This is a genomic window from Cobetia marina, assembly GCF_001720485.1.
Classification (GTDB): domain Bacteria; phylum Pseudomonadota; class Gammaproteobacteria; order Pseudomonadales; family Halomonadaceae; genus Cobetia; species Cobetia marina.
On sequence record NZ_CP017114.1, the window covers coordinates 450,969 to 466,418 of the forward strand.

General features: G+C 62.6%; 15 protein-coding genes and 3 tRNA genes. 8 read left to right on the plus strand and 10 right to left on the minus strand.

What is annotated here, in order from left to right; genetic code table 11:
• The first annotated feature begins 33 nt into the window (after positions 1–33).
• The 4 genes from csrA (at position 34) to BFX80_RS01965 (ending at position 1,077) form a co-directional block, all read left to right on the plus strand.
• Complete coding sequence (csrA, locus tag BFX80_RS01950; protein WP_043332937.1) at positions 34–225, plus strand: carbon storage regulator CsrA; 192 nt, start codon at positions 34–36, stop codon at positions 223–225.
• A 490-nt stretch (positions 226–715) separates the two neighbouring features.
• Positions 716–808: transfer RNA gene (locus BFX80_RS01955), tRNA-Ser, on the plus strand.
• A 22-nt stretch (positions 809–830) separates the two neighbouring features.
• Positions 831–907: transfer RNA gene (locus tag BFX80_RS01960), tRNA-Arg, on the plus strand.
• A gap of 93 nt (positions 908–1,000) precedes the next feature.
• Positions 1,001–1,077, plus strand: a tRNA-Arg gene (locus tag BFX80_RS01965).
• A gap of 207 nt (positions 1,078–1,284) precedes the next feature.
• Here the strand turns inward: BFX80_RS01965 and BFX80_RS01970 are convergent.
• On the minus strand, positions 1,285–2,307 hold the full coding sequence (locus tag BFX80_RS01970; RefSeq protein WP_084209583.1) for a tRNA dihydrouridine synthase: 1,023 nt from the start codon (positions 2,305–2,307) through the stop codon (positions 1,285–1,287).
• 254 nt (positions 2,308–2,561) lie between these two features.
• On the opposite strand from BFX80_RS01970, the gene BFX80_RS01975 reads away from it, so the two are divergent.
• The 3 genes from BFX80_RS01975 to BFX80_RS01985 all read left to right on the plus strand — a co-directional run bounded on the left by BFX80_RS01975 (position 2,562) and on the right by BFX80_RS01985 (position 6,252).
• Positions 2,562–2,828 (plus strand): OadG family protein, encoded by a 267-nt coding sequence (locus BFX80_RS01975; protein WP_084207845.1) that lies wholly within the window; start codon positions 2,562–2,564, stop codon positions 2,826–2,828.
• Positions 2,829–3,032: 204 nt separating this feature from the next.
• Complete coding sequence (oadA, locus tag BFX80_RS01980; protein ID WP_084207846.1) at positions 3,033–4,862, plus strand: sodium-extruding oxaloacetate decarboxylase subunit alpha; 1,830 nt, start codon at positions 3,033–3,035, stop codon at positions 4,860–4,862.
• A gap of 70 nt (positions 4,863–4,932) precedes the next feature.
• A complete protein-coding gene (locus tag BFX80_RS01985; RefSeq protein ID WP_077377992.1) occupies positions 4,933–6,252 on the plus strand; it encodes a sodium ion-translocating decarboxylase subunit beta in 1,320 nt (439 codons plus the stop codon).
• 85 nt (positions 6,253–6,337) lie between these two features.
• On the opposite strand, the gene BFX80_RS01990 is transcribed toward BFX80_RS01985, so the two are convergent.
• From BFX80_RS01990 to BFX80_RS02015, 6 genes are all read right to left on the minus strand, one after another.
• Positions 6,338–7,453, minus strand: coding sequence for a metal-dependent hydrolase (locus BFX80_RS01990; RefSeq protein WP_084207847.1), 1,116 nt, complete (start codon positions 7,451–7,453; stop codon positions 6,338–6,340).
• Positions 7,454–7,503: 50 nt separating this feature from the next.
• On the minus strand, positions 7,504–8,088 hold the full coding sequence (locus tag BFX80_RS01995) for a DNA-3-methyladenine glycosylase I (RefSeq protein ID WP_084207848.1): 585 nt from the start codon (positions 8,086–8,088) through the stop codon (positions 7,504–7,506).
• Positions 8,088–8,492: a DoxX family protein gene (locus tag BFX80_RS02000; protein ID WP_077378001.1), complete on the minus strand. Its 405-nt coding sequence runs from the start codon at positions 8,490–8,492 to the stop codon at positions 8,088–8,090. The genes BFX80_RS01995 and BFX80_RS02000 overlap by 1 nt, the downstream gene beginning before the upstream one ends.
• Before the next feature lie 48 nt (positions 8,493–8,540).
• Positions 8,541–8,984, minus strand: coding sequence for a GNAT family N-acetyltransferase (locus tag BFX80_RS02005; RefSeq protein WP_205632723.1), 444 nt, complete (start codon positions 8,982–8,984; stop codon positions 8,541–8,543).
• 60 nt (positions 8,985–9,044) lie between these two features.
• A complete protein-coding gene (locus BFX80_RS02010) occupies positions 9,045–9,650 on the minus strand; it encodes a glutathione S-transferase family protein (RefSeq protein WP_077378004.1) in 606 nt (201 codons plus the stop codon).
• Between the two features lie 131 nt (positions 9,651–9,781).
• The gene (locus BFX80_RS02015) at positions 9,782–10,384 is read right to left on the minus strand and encodes a LysE family translocator (RefSeq protein WP_077378007.1); all 603 of its coding nucleotides are present in this window, start codon (positions 10,382–10,384) and stop codon (positions 9,782–9,784) included.
• Between the two features lie 157 nt (positions 10,385–10,541).
• Here BFX80_RS02015 and BFX80_RS02020 point away from each other — a divergent pair, with 157 nt between their 5' ends.
• Positions 10,542–11,993, plus strand: coding sequence for an aminotransferase-like domain-containing protein (locus BFX80_RS02020; protein ID WP_084207849.1), 1,452 nt, complete (start codon positions 10,542–10,544; stop codon positions 11,991–11,993).
• Between the two features lie 9 nt (positions 11,994–12,002).
• Here the strand turns inward: BFX80_RS02020 and BFX80_RS02025 are convergent, their stop codons facing one another.
• The 3 genes from BFX80_RS02025 to BFX80_RS02035 form a co-directional block, all read right to left on the minus strand.
• Positions 12,003–13,139 carry a bifunctional transcriptional activator/DNA repair enzyme AdaA gene (locus BFX80_RS02025; RefSeq protein WP_084207850.1) on the minus strand — a complete coding sequence of 379 codons (1,137 nt, stop codon included), beginning with the start codon at positions 13,137–13,139 and terminating at the stop codon, positions 12,003–12,005.
• A 93-nt stretch (positions 13,140–13,232) separates the two neighbouring features.
• Positions 13,233–13,757 (minus strand): acyl-CoA thioesterase, encoded by a 525-nt coding sequence (locus tag BFX80_RS02030; RefSeq protein ID WP_077378016.1) that lies wholly within the window; start codon positions 13,755–13,757, stop codon positions 13,233–13,235.
• 262 nt (positions 13,758–14,019) lie between these two features.
• Positions 14,020–15,330, minus strand: coding sequence for a short-chain fatty acid transporter (locus BFX80_RS02035; RefSeq protein WP_084207851.1), 1,311 nt, complete (start codon positions 15,328–15,330; stop codon positions 14,020–14,022).
• Between the last annotated feature and the right edge of the window lie 120 nt (positions 15,331–15,450).

Below are 15,450 nucleotides of genomic sequence, written 5' to 3' on the forward strand. Positions count from 1 at the left end.
CGGCTGTATGAATTACTGACAAGGAGATCAGTCATGCTCATCCTGACCCGTAGAGTAGGTGAAACGCTGATGATTGGTGATGACATCACCGTCACCGTGCTCGGTGTGAAGGGAAATCAGGTGCGAATCGGTGTCAACGCACCCAAGGACGTCGCCGTCCATCGTGAAGAGATCTATCAGCGTATCCAGCGCGAGAAGGAAGACAATGGTGATGCCATCGCCTGATGGCATGTCATGCCCACCAGATGGCTCCGGATACTCTCGAGAGCACCACACGAACGCCAACCACGCTGTCCACCTGGTTGGCGTTCGTGTTTCTGGGATATGGTCTGTGCGGTCTGGGCGTTGCCCGGTCCTGGCGGCCTGAGTGACTCGATCCGTTCAGGCTCAGATGCATGCGTCGGAGGCATCAGGCAGAGCTGAATGGGCGGCTGAGCGTCAAGTCAGTGTTCCATAAGGAAAAAATTCACTTTTTTCCTGGAAAGGGGGAGACAGACGACTTCTTCTTGGGTATTATTCCCGCTCCCTCGAACGAGACGCGACGACAGGCTAGCCATCGTCATGTTCTGGTTCATGCGGGGAGATTGCTTGGGGGCGCGCAGCCTCGAGCCTGTTGTCGAATGGTGATGAGATGCTCTGCATCGAAGCCAAAAAATCGACACAGGGGCTAGACAAAGCCCAATCAAATGAGTAAGATATGCGCCGTACCTGATGAGGAGAGGTGGCCGAGTGGCTGAAGGCGCTCCCCTGCTAAGGGAGTATAGGGTTTATAGCCCTATCGAGGGTTCGAATCCCTCTCTCTCCGCCATTAGGTACAAATGCAGTAAGATGCGCCCTTAGCTCAGCTGGATAGAGTACCTGACTACGAATCAGGCGGTCGGAGGTTCGAATCCTCCAGGGCGCGCCACTGCAATGCAAGACAGTGTTGGAAAGACACAACACTCGCAAGTCAAGTCCTGAAGACATTTGAAATGCTCAGGCCACAGATTTCAAGGTTTATGCGCCCTTAGCTCAGCTGGATAGAGTACCTGACTACGAATCAGGCGGTCGGAGGTTCGAATCCTCCAGGGCGCGCCAATTGAAAAACCCGCTTCACTGAAGCGGGTTTTTCTTCGTCTGAAGAAAAGTCAGGCATCTTCGGTCTCAGCCGGCATGGCCTCGATCCTTGCCTTCATGTCATGTCTGACAGTTCCCCGTTTTCCTTGACTGTGATGTCACGCCTTCGGGCGGACGATCGCTAGGGCGCCCTTTTCGCGAGGGGCGCCTTTTTTTGTTTCGGACGGATCAGGCGAGGGCGGGCAAGTCGGCGGATTCCGGCATGCGGGTCACCGATGTCAACAGACTCGGCGCCAATGCCAGCGAGGTACCTGCAACCAGACCGGTGAAGAATTCGGCGCGCCCCTTGTGGCGCTTGATGGCCTGGAAGCGACGTTCCGCTTCCTCGTTGCCGCTCTGGCGCATCATGTTCATCCACTGCTTGAGCAGCGGCACCATCACCTTGTCAGGCAGATGGGCGCAGCGTTCGGCGTGGGAGAGCAGCACCTGTGCACGCTGTGTCCAGTCCGTCTCGGGCAGCAACTCCCCGGTCATCTGCCAGTGCTTGATGCGCGCCGCGAGGAAGGGGTCGGCCAGGGCGGCACGCCCCAGCATCACATCGCGACAGCCGGACAGTGAGCGAGCCCGCCAGTAGCAGGGCATGTCCCAGATGTCCCCATTGGCAACGACCGGAATGGAGAGTTCGGACGTGATCTTGCCGATCCATTCCCAGTGCGCTGGCGGACGATAGCCTTCCTGTTTGGTGCGCCCATGCACGACCAGCTGCGTGGCGCCCCCGGCCTGGGCTGCCTGAGCGCATGCCAGTGCCAGGCGACGGTCGTTGAAGCCGAGGCGAATCTTGGCCGTGACGGGTACCCCGGTGCCCTTGAGGGCATTGCGCACGCCCTCCACCGCACGAAAGACGCGGTCCGGCGAGCGCAGCAGGGCTGCGCCTCCGTCGTGACGGTTGACGGTCTTGGCCGGGCAGCCGAAGTTGATGTCGACGCTGGGTGCCCCCAGGCGTGCCGCGACGCGAGCGTTGATGCCCAGCGCCTCGGGGTCGGCACCCAACAGCTGCAATGCGACCGGTGTGTCGTGTCGTGTGCGTGCCGTCCGTGTCGGGGAGGCTTCCAGCAGCTCCGGGCAGATACGCTTGAAGACGCGAGGCGGTAGCTTGACATGCGTCACGCGCACGAATTCCGTCACACACCAGTCATAGCCGCCAAGGCCGGTGAGACATTCGCGCGTGATGTCATCAATCACGCCTTCCATCGGCGCGATGCCGATGCGGCCAGCCCGCGCGAGGGCTTGTGGGGTCAACGATGGTGTCATTGCAATTGCCGTGGAATCAGGCACTTTAAAGCGATCAACAAGCACTGAATGCCGCTGCATGGGGTGTCGACAGTGGCCAGCGACGCAACGGCGTGAACGCTTGGACGTGTCGAGCATCATCGAAGGCATGGGCAATCATCGCTCATGCCGCACCCTGATTGGCGCGATGACGAGAATGACTCGAGGACACTGGCATGCAAGAGAATGATCTGCTCGGTGAAGGCTTGAACCTGATGGTGTTCGGGATGGGGTTCGTGTTCGTGTTTCTAAGTCTGCTGGTAGTCGCCATGATGGCGATGGCCAAGCTGGTGGACCGTTTTGCGCCCGCGCCGCTACCGGCTGCACCGCGCACGACGCGCGCGCCTGTCTCGGCGGCACCTGCAGCAGAGGATGACAGCGAACTGACGGCTGTCATGGCGGCGGCGATTCACCGCTTTCGCCAGGATCATCACAAGCACTGAGATGTCGCGGAAGTCGTCGGTGCTGCTGGTACTCTCGGAGCGCCGGAGCGACACCGCAGCGAGAAAGCGGCGATTCTATCATGAGCCGTCCGGTGGGGAGACCACCTCTCGAGTGCAATATTCTGTGTGGCAGGCGCAGTGAAAGGCAAGCCTGCCACCACGGCAGAACCCGATATCCACATTATAAAGAACAAGGGATCACTCATGGACAAGCAACCGCTGGGCATCACGGATGTGGTACTGCGCGACGCGCATCAGTCATTGCTGGCCACGCGCATGCGCCTCGATGACATGCTGCCGATCGCCGCCAAGCTGGACGACATCGGCTTCTGGTCGCTGGAGAGCTGGGGCGGCGCGACCTTCGACGCCTGCATCCGCTACCTGGGCGAAGACCCCTGGGCGCGCATTCGTGCCTTGAAGGAAGCGATGCCCAAGACTCAGCAGCAGATGCTGCTGCGCGCCCAGAACCTGCTCGGCTATCGTCATTACGCCGATGACGTGGTGGATGCCTTCGTCAAGCGTGCCGCGACCAGCGGTGTCGATGTCTTCCGTGTCTTCGACGCGATGAATGACCCGCGCAACCTCGAGCGTCCGCTCAAGGCAGTGCTGGATCAGGGCAAGCATGCCCAGGGCACCATCTCCTACACCGTGAGCCCCGTGCACACGCTGGAGATGTGGGTGGAGCTGGCGCAGAAGATCGAGTCCATGGGGGCCCAGTCGCTGGCGATCAAGGACATGGCGGGCCTGCTGACGCCGTATACCGCCTTCGAGCTGGTCTCGCGCCTCAAGGCGAGCCTGTCGATCCCGATCCACATGCAGTGCCATGCCACCACCGGGCTTTCCACCGCCACGGCTCTCAAGGCCATCGAGGCGGGCATCGACAACGTCGACACCTCCATCTCCTCGATGTCGATGACCTACGGCCACAGCCCGACCGAATCGGTCGTCGCGATGCTGGCAGGCACCGAGCGCGATACCGGACTGGACCTCGAGAAGCTCGAGGATATCGCGGCCTACTTCCGCGAAGTGCGCAAGAAATACGCGGCATTCGAGGGCAGTCTGCGCGGTATCGACTCGCGCATTCTGGTCGCCCAGGTGCCGGGTGGCATGCTCACCAACATGGAAGGCCAGCTCAAGGAGCAGGGCGCCGGTGACAAGCTGGATGACGTGCTCGCCGAGATTCCGCGCGTACGCAAGGACCTGGGCTATATCCCGCTGGTGACCCCGACCTCACAGATCGTCGGCACCCAGTCGGTGATGAACGTGATGATGGGCGAGCGCTACAAGTCGATCTCCAAGGAAGTGCAGGCGCTGCTCAAGGGGGAATATGGCGCGGCGCCGGCACCCTTCGACAGCGAACTTCAGTCCCGCGTGCTGGAAGGCGCCGAGCCGATCACCTGCCGCCCGGCAGACAACCTGACGCCGGAGATGGAGCGTCTGCGTGAGGAGCTCAAGGGCAAGGCCAGGGAGGAAGGTATCGCGCTGGAGAGCGGCGAACGCGAGACCGATGACGTGCTGACCTATGCACTCTTCCCGCAGATCGGCCTCAAGTTCCTGCGCAACCGTGGCAACCCGGATGCCTTCGAGCCCGCCCCGCAGGCTGTCGATGACAAGGCATCCAAGGCCGCCGCAGCGCCGGTCTCTAGTGCTCCGGCCGTCAGTGCTCAAGGCGCGTCGAGCGGCCCGCAGACCTACACCCTGAACGTCAACGGCAAGCAGTATGTCGTCGAGGTTGCCGAAGGCGGAGACATCACCCAGGTGCAGGCCAGCGAGCCTGCGGCATCGGCTCCGGCAGCCGCGGCACCTGCCGCCCAGGCCGCCTCCGGTGAGCCGGTGAATGCGCCGTTGGCGGGCAACATCTTCAAGGTCAATGTCGCCGTCGGTGACAGCGTGGCGGAAGGAGATGTCGTGATCATTCTCGAGGCCATGAAGATGGAGACCGAGATCCGTGCCCACCAGGCCGGTACCGTCTCCGCGGTGAAGGTCAAGGAAGGCGACAGTGTCAGTGTCGGCGACGTTCTGATCACCCTCTGAGCCGGTGTGTCCGGCCCGTCGGCATGTACGACGGGCCGGTCGGTGATGCTCCTCTGCAAGGCGACACGACATGGACAAGATACTCAACCTCTGGCACGGCTCGGGGCTCTACAACATGAGCTTCGGCCAGCTGGCGATGATCGTCATCGGCCTTGGCCTGCTTTATCTGGCGATCCGCAAGAACTTCGAACCCCTGCTGCTGGTGCCGATCGGCTTCGGCGGCATTCTGGCCAACATTCCGGAAGCCGGACTGGCGCTGTCTGCTGCCGAGCAGGCGGCGCATCTCGGCAAGCCGGAGCTGCTGGCTTCGATGGCCAATCTGCTCAACGTCAACATCGCCAGCCTGCCGCTGGATGAGGCGCGTCACGCGGTGGAGCAGGCACTGCATGGCGAGATTCCCGCAGTGCTCAAGCAGCAGGCCAGCAACATGGCGCTGGATGGTGGCTTCTCCAACGGCATGCTGTACAGCTTCTACAGCGTGGCGATCGCTTCCGGCATCGCGCCGTTGGTGATCTTCATGGGCGTGGGGGCGATGACGGATTTCGGCCCGTTGCTGGCCAACCCCAAGACCCTGTTCCTCGGGGCGGCGGCGCAGTTCGGCATCTTCGCGACGCTGTTGGGCGCGGTGGCGTTGACCTCGATGGGCCTGATGGACTTCAGCCTGCAGCAATCGGCGGCCATCGGCATCATCGGTGGTGCGGACGGCCCGACCTCCATCTACGTCGCCAGTCTGCTGGCACCGGAGCTGCTGGGGGCGATCGCCGTGGCGTCCTACTCCTACATGGCACTGGTGCCGATGATCCAGCCGCCGATCATGCGCGCGCTGACCACCGCCAAGGAACGCAGCCTGGTGATGACGCAGCTGCGTCCGGTCTCCAAGACCGAGAAGATCCTGTTCCCGCTGGTGCTGTTGATCATGGTGGCGATGCTGCTGCCGGACGCCGCACCGCTGCTGGGCATGTTCTGCTTCGGTAACCTGATGCGCGAGTGCGGTGTGGTGGAGCGTCTGTCGGATACCGCCCAGAACGCGCTGATCAACATCACTACCATCTTCCTGGGACTGTCGGTGGGCTCCAAGCTGCAGGCCGACAAGTTTCTGGCGGTGGAGACGCTGGGCATTCTGGCCCTCGGCGTGGTCGCCTTCGGTATCGGCACGGCCTGCGGGGTACTGATGGCCAAGCTGATGAACAAGGTCTCTAAGACGCCGATCAATCCGCTGATCGGGTCGGCCGGTGTCTCGGCGGTACCGATGGCGGCACGTGTCTCCAACAAGGTCGGGCTCGAGTACAACCCGCACAACTTCCTGCTGATGCACGCGATGGGGCCGAACGTGGCCGGTGTGATCGGCTCGGCGGTGGCCGCTGGGGTGATGATCAAGTACCTCGGCTGATCCTGTCCGCAGTACTGAGACGACAACGCCCGCCATGGCTTCCATGGCGGGCGTTGTCGTCTCTTGGGCCTTCATCAGCGGCGCTTTATCTTGTCTCGGCCGAGGGGCTGGAGGGCGTGGCAGAGACGGTGCGCTGGCCTGGCTGCATGCGAGATGCCGGGTCATGGATGGCTTGCCAGAGGCTCAGCAAGGCAGCGCGATCGACACGCTGACTGGGCAGTCGCTGGCTGTCGTCCAGAGAATGCCATTCACGTGTGCTGGTCTGGCGGGCCAGCGCGAAACGGAAGGGGTGGTAGCCGGGCGAGCCCAGGCGGGTATCGGTCACCGCCAGCAGCGTCTCACCCTCTGATGTCCGCTCGCGGCTCGCCCGCAGGTAGGGCGCGGCGAACCAGCGCAGACGCTGTCCATCCTCAAGCTTCCCGACCTCGGCATCCAGCGCTGGCTGGCGCGGGAAATCCCGTCGCGCCAGTGCCATCAATTGCTCGTCGGAATCGAAGACACCGACCATCCACTCGTGATCCGCCAGCGGCGTGACCACGCTGACCCGCCATAGCAGGCTGTTGAAGGGCGTGGGCTGCACCATGCGTGGGGCGTCCGCGAATCCCTGACTGGCCAATACCGGCGCCATGCGATGTTCCACCCAGCTCTTGGCGGCCAGCCCCCAGCCGAGATAGAGGCTCGAGAGCATCAGGCCAGTGACCAGCAATCGTCCTGCGTGGCCGCGTATGGCGACCCACAGGCCGGTGATCAGCAGCGGCAGGGCGTAGAGCGGGTCGATGATGAAGATGCTGGCCAGGCTCACCGGTCGGCTTGGCCATGGCCACAGCAGCTGGGTGCCATAGGTGGTGAAGGCATCCAGCAGCGGGTGCGTGATCAGGCACAGCAGGCAGTAGGCGATCAGGCGGCCACGCCCCAATGGTGCCAGGCGTGGAAGACGGGCGAGCAGCCAGCCGAGCAGAATGCCCAGCAGCCCCAGCACCGGCAGGGAATGGCTGAAGCCGCGATGATGGGTGTAATTGGCGACGGCGTCGCCGTAATCGATCATCACGTCGAGATCGGGCAGGGTGCCGAGTGCCGCTCCACCGAGCAATGCATAACGGATGGCAGCGCCGCGTCTTTCGACGGGCAAGTGTCGGATGGCGGGCGCCATGACGGCACCGCCCACGGCGGCTCCGAGGCAGATCTGGGTAAGGGAGTCCATCGGCGGGCTACCTGCGAGAGGGAAGGGGGAGTGAAGAGGACGAGCTGGTGTCAGGCATCCGCATGGATCGCCTCCAGGGCACCCGGCTCGGCCCAGCGCGGGCCGGCGTCCAGCACGCGAGCCTGTACCGGACAGTCGTCACGATGACAGCCCGGCAGATAGCCGCAGCTCATCAGCAGCTCGTTGACGATCTCGGGACCAGTGAAGCGGAAGGTCTTCTTGAACAGCTTGACCCAGGCGGACAAGGGTTGCGGATGATGGGCATCCAGCCATTGGAGAAAGCTGCCGTGCGAGTCCTTCATCTGCAGTACCACGCCCGCGTTGTGGATCACGGCATTGACCTTGAGGCGGTTGCGGATGATGCCGGCATCGCTCAACAGGCGCGCGCGCTCTTCATCTCCATAGGCGGCGATACGCGCGATATCGTAATTCTCGTAGGCCTCGCGAAAGGCCTCGCGCTTCTTGAGTACCGTCAGCCAGGAGAGGCCGGCCTGGTTGATCTCCAGCACGAAACGCTCGAACAGTACCCGGTCATCGCTGACCGGGAAGCCGTATTCGTGATCATGATAGGGACCATGAATCGGGTGCTGGGGAGCATTCTCGCAATAGGTGCTGGCAGTGACGACGTCGGCCATCAGTCCTCCTGCACCGCGAAGCGGCCACTGCCGAGAAAGACGACGGCCAGTGCGCTGGCGAGGAAGAAGCCTTGCAGTTCCAATGCCCAGCCACCGGACGATGACAGGCTCAGCAGCTGCCCCATGTGAGCCACCGCAATGGCGAACAGCATGTTGGCGACGACGATCAGGCCGGCGATGCGGGCGTGCACGCCGAGGATGAGCATGATGGGCGCAATGATCTCGCCGATGTAGACCCCATAGGCCACCACGCCTGGTATCCCCATCTTCTCCAGCTCGCCGGCGATCCAGCTCAACGTGCCGCCATCACCGAGCAGTTTCGAGAGGCCGTGGAACAGCAACAGCAGTCCCAGAGTCAGGCGCAGGATCAACTTGCCGAGGTCATCATTTTCGAGAAATTGCACGTCAGAGCTCCTTGCTCAGCGAGGGTTGCGGGAAATCAGCGAGAGAGGTCAGGCGTTGGGGTCGTCCACCAGCAGGCGCGAGAAGCGCACGATCTCGGCATTGCGATTCGCCCAGCCCAGACGCTCCCAGAAGCGGTGGGCCTCATGATTGTCATGCAGGGTATCCAGGTGCACCTTGTCGATGCCTTCCTGTGCCAGGGCGTCCAGGCAGCGCTCGACCAATGTTCTCGCGATCCCCTGGCCTCGCATGTCCGGGGCCGTCATCACATGTTGCAGGTAGCCGCGCTTGCCATCATGCCCGGACATGGCACATCCCACCAGCCGCACGCCGGAGAAGGCCAAGTGGCTCATGCCGGGGTTGCGGATCAGATAGCGCTCGACGGCGGCATACTCATCCGCCTTGCGGATCACCACCCCCGGGGTGGCCTCCATCATGTGCATGAAGGCCGAGTGGTCGGCGGGTGTCATGGGGCGATAGGTGACGGGTAGCATCGACGAGCCTGTCATGGAAGGTGAGCCGGTGGTCGCTGGGGCTGCCAGCTGGAGAGGATATCAGTCGCGCGGGATATCGAAATGGCCCGGGCGCGCCGCGACACGTGCCAGCCACGCCTGTATGGCAGGATAATCATCCAGCGCGAAACCGCCTTCATCAGCGACATGCGTATAAGCATAAAGGGAAATGTCGGCGATCGTGAACTGATCCCCTACCAGCCAGTCATGTTCGGCGAGATGGTGCTCCATCACCCGCAGGGCACGCTTGCCGCCCTCCTGCTTGGCGGCGTACTCGTCACGGCGTTCCTCGGGCAGGCCGAGGTAGCGATTGATGAAGCGGGCAGTGGCGATGTAGGGCTCATGGCTGTATTGCTCGAAGAACTGCCACTGCAGCACCTTGGCACGCAGGAAGGGGTCACTCGGCAGATAATCGCTGCCATCGGCGAGGTAGTTCAGGATGGCGTTGGACTCTGACAGTGTCTCACCGCGATGCAGCTCCAGCAGCGGGATCTTGCCATTGACGTTGCGGGTCAGGAATTCCGGCGTGCGAGTATCGCCGGCCAGAATGTCGACTTCGATGTAATGGTGATGGCGTTCGAGAAGGTGCAGCAGCAGCTCGACCTTGTAGCAGTTACCGGAGCGGCGATCACCATAGAGCGTCAGCATGGAGGAGCATCCTGTGCAGGCGTGTAAAAAGCGTCCTGACAGTCTAGCGAACATCGCGAGGGAAAACAGTGGTGATGCGAACAGTGTTCGATATCCGTGATGTACTGCCGTCCCTCGCAGGCCAGCGACGATCAGCCCAGGATGAAGATGACGCAGGAGGCCGTCAGTGCCCCCATCACGCGGTTGAAGATCCTCCAGGCGCGATCGGTATTCAGCAGACGCCCGATGGCGGTGCCGAAGCCTGCCCACAGGGAGATGCAGGGCAGCGCCACCAGTTCCGCGAAGCTCGCCAGCAGGATCGCGTTGAGCCACACCGGCCCGTCTTCCGGGAGAAAGCCCGCCATCAGCGCGATACCCATGACCCAGGCCTTGGGGTTGGCGAACTGGAACAGCGCGGCTGCCAGAAAGCTCATCGGCCGTGCATCCTGTCGGCTCGACAGGTCGGGTGGTGGGGCCATGGCAATCTTCCAGGCCAGATAGAGCAGATAGCCACTCCCCAACACCTTGAGCAGTGTCTGCACGATGGGGTAGCGCTCGAAGACCAGTCCCAGTCCCAGCGCGATGCCGATGAACAGCACCAGGCAGCCGATCATGATGCCGAAGATATGCGGCAGGGTGCGCCAATAGCCATGATTGGCTCCGGAAGCCGTCAGCATGACGTTGTTGGGCCCCGGTGTCAGGGTCATCGACAGCATGTAGAGCGTGGCTGGGGCAAGAAAGGCGAGGGATTCCATGGGTGTCCTTCAGCGTGTGGGGCGTTGGCGTGATGCCGCATTATTGTATGGGTGCAATTGTGATGGATGTCGGCACGTTCCAGCATTTTATGGCTTGTTGGTGCCATGTTTTGAGCATAATCTGATGACAATTACCGTCAACAGGTTTTTTGTCACCATGACAATATGGACTCCGACACTTGATCCCACCCTGCCGCGCTATCGTGCGCTGGCGGAGGCCATCCGCCTCGATATCGCCTCAGGCCTGCTCAAGGAGGATGAGCGACTGCCGCCGCAACGCCGACTTGCGGATGCGCTGGGCGTGACGATCGGTACCGTGACACGCGGCTATGCCGAGGCCGAGCGACATGGGTTGGTCAGGGCGCGTGTGGGGAGCGGAACCTACGTCAATGCGCCGGTCAGCGCGGGGCCTGTGCCCGACAGGCGCTTCGGACATGCCTTGCATGCCAGGCCATCATTCGGGATCGCGGCGGAGTCGGATGACTCCCTTTCGGCATCCTCTGGTGTGATGGATCTCACCATGAGCCTGCCACCGCCGCATCCGGCGCGGCAGCAGGGGATGGCGGCGGCGCTGACCGCGATCAGCCACTCCCCCGAGGCATTGGTGCGGAGTGTCGAATACCAGAATGAATTCGGGGTGGGCAGTCATCGCCAATTGCTGGCGAGCTGGATGAGCGAGCTCGGCATGCCGGTCGACCCCGAGGAGCTGATGCTGACGCAGGGAGGGCAGAATGGCATTACTCTCGCGCTGTCGGCCTTGCTGGCCCCCGGAGAGGCGGTGGTCACGGGAGCGCTGACCTACCCCGGACTGATCGCCGCGAGTGCTGAGCGGGGCCTGAAGCTGCTGCGAGTACCGCTGGATGAGGAGGGCATGGATGTCGAGGCTCTGGCGCGGCTGTGTCGCCAGCAGGTGCCCAGGATGGTCTACGTGATGGCCGAGCAGAACAATCCGGGGGCGGCGCAGCTGTCCCACGCACGGCGAGAGGCGCTGGTTGCCCTTGCGCGCCAGCACGATTTCTGGATTCTGGAAGACGGCGTGCAGTATCTGCCGAGGGAGGAGTGCGGGACTCGTCTCTATCAGATGGCACCTGAGCGCACCCTGTATGTCTTCAGTACCTCCAAATTGCTGGCTGGCGGTCTGCGTCTGGGCGTATTGCGCGCCCCGGTGGAAGTGCTGTCCCGGATTGGCGCGGTGCTGCGCAGTCACAGCTGGATGGTGGCACCGCTGCTGATGGAAACGGTCTGCGCCTGGCTGACCAGTGGCAATGCGACACAGCTGGTGGACTGGCAGGTGGAGGAGATGCGGGCGCGCCAGCGACTGGCACGTACTCTGCTGGGGGAGTGGACGCTCTCTTCGCGGCCTTCATCGTTCGATCTGTGGCTGGTGCTACCCGAAGGGCAGCGTAGCCAGGCTGTGGTCGAGTCATTGGCTCGGCGCGGGGTACATGTCACCAGTGCCGAGCCTTTCTGTGTCGGCAATGAACCTCCACCACAGGCATTGCGGCTGTGCCTGAGTGCCGCCGAGAGTCGTGAGGTCCTGACGCGGGCCCTGGAGATCGTCCGTGAGGTGCTGCATGCCCCGCCGCCGTTGCGTTGCACGACGCTCTAGCCGCGGGCCTCATGATCTGCCGGAGGATTCGGCCTCCTGAGCCAGCCTTGCCTGCTTGAGTTCCACTCCCCAGCGATAGCCACCGAGACCACCATCGCCACGCACCACGCGGTGGCAGGGCGTCAGCAGGGCGAGGGGGTTGGCACCGCAGGCATTGGCGACGGCGCGGCTGGCAGTGGGTCGCCCCAGAGCTTCAGCCAGTTGCCGGTAGGTCAGGGTCTCGCCGCTCAGGGTGGTATTCAGTTGCTGCCAGACACGCAGCTGAAATGCGGTACCGCGGACATCCAGCGGCAGCTCGATGAAGAGCGCCTGGCTCGTCTGTGGAGTCTCGCAGAGTGCCAGCAGGCGCGCACCGAGCATTGCATGCAGTGATTGCCCTGCCTCGTCGTCGGGTGTCACCTGTTGCCAGTCAGCCTCTGGCAGACGAGCTTCCAGAGCACTCTGCCCAGCATCACGGCTATCCGTCAGCTGGATGGCCACCACTCCACGTTCACTGAGCGCGGCGCTCAGCCAGCAGTGATGCTCGGGCATACCGAAACTGCATGGCCAGTGCATCGCCAATAGTGTCTCGCCACTGCCTCCTTTCGAACGAGCGCTGGGCGTCATGCCGCCGGCGCGTGCATGGGCACGGCTGGTGGAGCGATAGCCTGCCGTGAGGATGGCGTCGGTGACACCGCGCCCTTGTTCGAGCAGATCATGAAAGCGCAGCTGGCGCAGTCCGCTGGCATAGTCGCTGGGCGACAGGCCGAGCCAGGCCTTGAAGCGGCGCTGAAGGTGAGAGCTGCCAAGGCCCGTGAGGATGGCCAGACGGCTCAGTGACGGTGTCGGCCGGCTCTCGGCGACAGCGGCTTCCAGTTGCCGACAGACGGCGATGAGCCAGTGTGGCATGTCGGGGATATCGCGGTTGTCCGAGGATGAATCCGTCTCTGGGTGACAGCGACGGCACGCGCGCAGCCCGGCTGCATGCGCGGCGCGGGTGTCAGGGAAGAACCTGACATTGTCACGCCGTGGAGGCGGTGAGGGACAGCCGATACGGCAGAAGATGCCGGTGGTGATCACGCCATAGCGCAATGACTCACCGGCAATCGACTGGCGAGCCAGCAGGCGTTGCCAGATGGCGTCTTGTGCCGCTCGTGAAGGAGTCATCGTTCGTCTCGCTGTGACGGAGTTCCGCCCAGTATCGCCACGTGGCGACTACCTCGCACTCCGCATCTTGCACTGGCTTTCGAGATCGGTGTTTCAGAATTCCATCGATTCCTGGCGCTTTTCCTCTTCCTCGGCCTGCTTGCGCAGCTTCTTGCGAATCGCGGCCTTGTGGAAGCGCAGTTTCTGCTCCTGGGTTTCCAGGTTCAGTGGCGGCACCGGAACCGGATTGCCGTCCGGATCCACCGCGACCATGGTCAGGTAGCAGCTGTTGGTATGACGAATCAGGCGACCCTGGATGGACTCGGCGACGACCTTGATGCCGATTTCCATCGAGGAGCGGCCGACATGATTGACGGAGGCCAGGAAGGTCACCAGCTCGCCGACGTGAATCGGCTGCTTGAAGCGCACCTGGTCCACCGACAGAGTGACGACGTAGCTGCCGCTGTAGCGGCTGGCACAGGCGTAGGCGACTTCATCCAGCTTCTTGAGAATAGCGCCACCGTGCACCTTGCCGCTGAAGTTGGCCATGTCCGGTGTCATCAACTCGGTCATGATCAACTGGTGCTGACCGGGGAGGGCGTCATTGAGGGTGGCCTGATCAGGCTGGGTGTCATTCATGCAGGAATCCTTGATGAGCGAGTCAGGGTCAGAAAGGCTCGAGTGACCCTGGGGACGGGGATCGGAGCGGGATGATTCTTGTCCCTGACAGTCTGAGGGATTCGGCGTCACTTGGCACCCTGTGAGCGGCATATCAGCACTCTCTGAACGACCTGGCCCCCGAGGAATCACTCCCCGGGGGCCAGGTGGCATGACGTTGTGAGGGGCCGGGAGTCGTGGCGTTCGAACGTCTCGTCAGAGATATTTCGTCACGGCGACCTTCTCATAGAAGGGTCAGCCCCAGTGAGATGATGATACCGGTCACCAGCAGCTGCACCAGACAGAACCCCATGATGTCCTTGGCCTTCAGGCCCGCGATGGCCAGGACAGGCAGTGCCCAGAAAGGCTGCAGCATGTTGGTCCAGGCATCGCCCCAGGCGACGGCCATCGCGACGCGTGGCAGGTCGGCACCCAATGCCTGGGCGGCAGGAATCATGACCGGTGCCTGAACCGCCCACTGCCCACCACCGGAAGGTACGAACAGATTGACGATACCGGCACTGATGAAGGACCAAAACGGCAGGCTCTCGGCGCTGGCGATCGACACGAATCCCTCGGAGAGGGTAGTCGCCAGTCCGGACTGCACCATGATGGCCATGATGCCGGCATAGAAGGGGAACTGGATGACGATACCGGCGCCGCCCTTGATGGCCTCGTTCAGACTGTCCAGCAGCTTGCGCGGCGTGCTATGCAGCACGATGGCCAGGAACAGGAAGCTGAAGTTGATCACGTTGAGATTCAGGCCACCGCCACGAATCACGAAGTGATCCACCAGCCAGGCGAGGCCGAACAGCCCCACGACCCAGGCGAGGATCGGTGAGTTCTCGAGACGCTCGGCGGGACGAGGCTGGTCGCTGATCTCGGTGGGCTTTTCCTCCAGCAGGGCCGGATCCACGTACACGCTTTCCTTCTCGAAGGGCATCATGGCGCGATTGACCAGCGGCATGATCAGCAGCAGCGCCGCGACGATGGCGATATTGAAGAAGGCAAAGATGGTGTCCGAGGTGGGCACGATGCCGATGCTCTCCTCGGTGAAGTGGCCCGCGGTGGCGATGGTCAGCGGAATCGAGCCCGAGATGCCCGCATGCCAGATCACGAAACCTGAGTAGGCGCTGGCGATCAGCAGCCGGTAATCCACCTTGATCATCTTGGCCAGCTGCTTGGCGAACAGTGCACCGATCACTAGTCCGAAGCCCCAGTTGATCCAGCTGGCGATCAGCGAGACGAAGGTGACCAGCATGATGGCACTGCCAGGCGTTCTGGCCAGCGAGGCGATGCTGGCCAGGCCCTTCTTCACCGGCGGCGTATTGGCGAGCATGAACCCCGAGATCAATACCAGCAGCATCTGCATGGAGAAGGTCAGCAGATTCCAGAAGCCATCGCCCCAGTAGCGCATTACCTCGGCGGGGGAGCGTTGCTCGATCAGCATGGCGGCTGCGGCCGCGACGACGGTCAACAGCAATACGAAGATATAGGGGTCAGGTAGATAGCGCTCGACCAGCTTGACGGCTGGCCGGGATAGCGATTGCAGCATGTGATGCTCCCTGTGGCTTTTTATCGGTATGGGAGTTGGGTTGGCATGCTCACATTAGTCTATCCGATAGCAGTAGAGTATCGCGCGATGGTCGAGGGGTAGGGTTCCGGTGCGCCTGGC

What these genes read in the sequence shown, in the direction of transcription:
- csrA (WP_043332937.1), top strand. Translation starts at nt 34, where the DNA reads ATGCTCATCCTGACCCGTAGAGTAGGTGAAACGCTGATGATTGGTGAT.
- BFX80_RS01970 (WP_084209583.1), bottom strand. Translation starts at nt 2,307, where the DNA reads ATGGAAGGCGTGATTGATGACATCACGCGCGAATGTCTCACCGGCCTT.
- BFX80_RS01975 (WP_084207845.1), top strand. Translation starts at nt 2,562, where the DNA reads ATGCAAGAGAATGATCTGCTCGGTGAAGGCTTGAACCTGATGGTGTTC.
- oadA (WP_084207846.1), top strand. Translation starts at nt 3,033, where the DNA reads ATGGACAAGCAACCGCTGGGCATCACGGATGTGGTACTGCGCGACGCG.
- BFX80_RS01985 (WP_077377992.1), top strand. Translation starts at nt 4,933, where the DNA reads ATGGACAAGATACTCAACCTCTGGCACGGCTCGGGGCTCTACAACATG.
- BFX80_RS01990 (WP_084207847.1), bottom strand. Translation starts at nt 7,453, where the DNA reads ATGGACTCCCTTACCCAGATCTGCCTCGGAGCCGCCGTGGGCGGTGCC.
- BFX80_RS01995 (WP_084207848.1), bottom strand. Translation starts at nt 8,088, where the DNA reads ATGGCCGACGTCGTCACTGCCAGCACCTATTGCGAGAATGCTCCCCAG.
- BFX80_RS02005 (WP_205632723.1), bottom strand. Translation starts at nt 8,984, where the DNA reads ATGCTACCCGTCACCTATCGCCCCATGACACCCGCCGACCACTCGGCC.
- BFX80_RS02010 (WP_077378004.1), bottom strand. Translation starts at nt 9,650, where the DNA reads ATGCTGACGCTCTATGGTGATCGCCGCTCCGGTAACTGCTACAAGGTC.
- BFX80_RS02015 (WP_077378007.1), bottom strand. Translation starts at nt 10,384, where the DNA reads ATGGAATCCCTCGCCTTTCTTGCCCCAGCCACGCTCTACATGCTGTCG.
- BFX80_RS02020 (WP_084207849.1), top strand. Translation starts at nt 10,542, where the DNA reads ATGACAATATGGACTCCGACACTTGATCCCACCCTGCCGCGCTATCGT.
- BFX80_RS02025 (WP_084207850.1), bottom strand. Translation starts at nt 13,139, where the DNA reads ATGACTCCTTCACGAGCGGCACAAGACGCCATCTGGCAACGCCTGCTG.
- BFX80_RS02030 (WP_077378016.1), bottom strand. Translation starts at nt 13,757, where the DNA reads ATGAATGACACCCAGCCTGATCAGGCCACCCTCAATGACGCCCTCCCC.
- BFX80_RS02035 (WP_084207851.1), bottom strand. Translation starts at nt 15,330, where the DNA reads ATGCTGCAATCGCTATCCCGGCCAGCCGTCAAGCTGGTCGAGCGCTAT.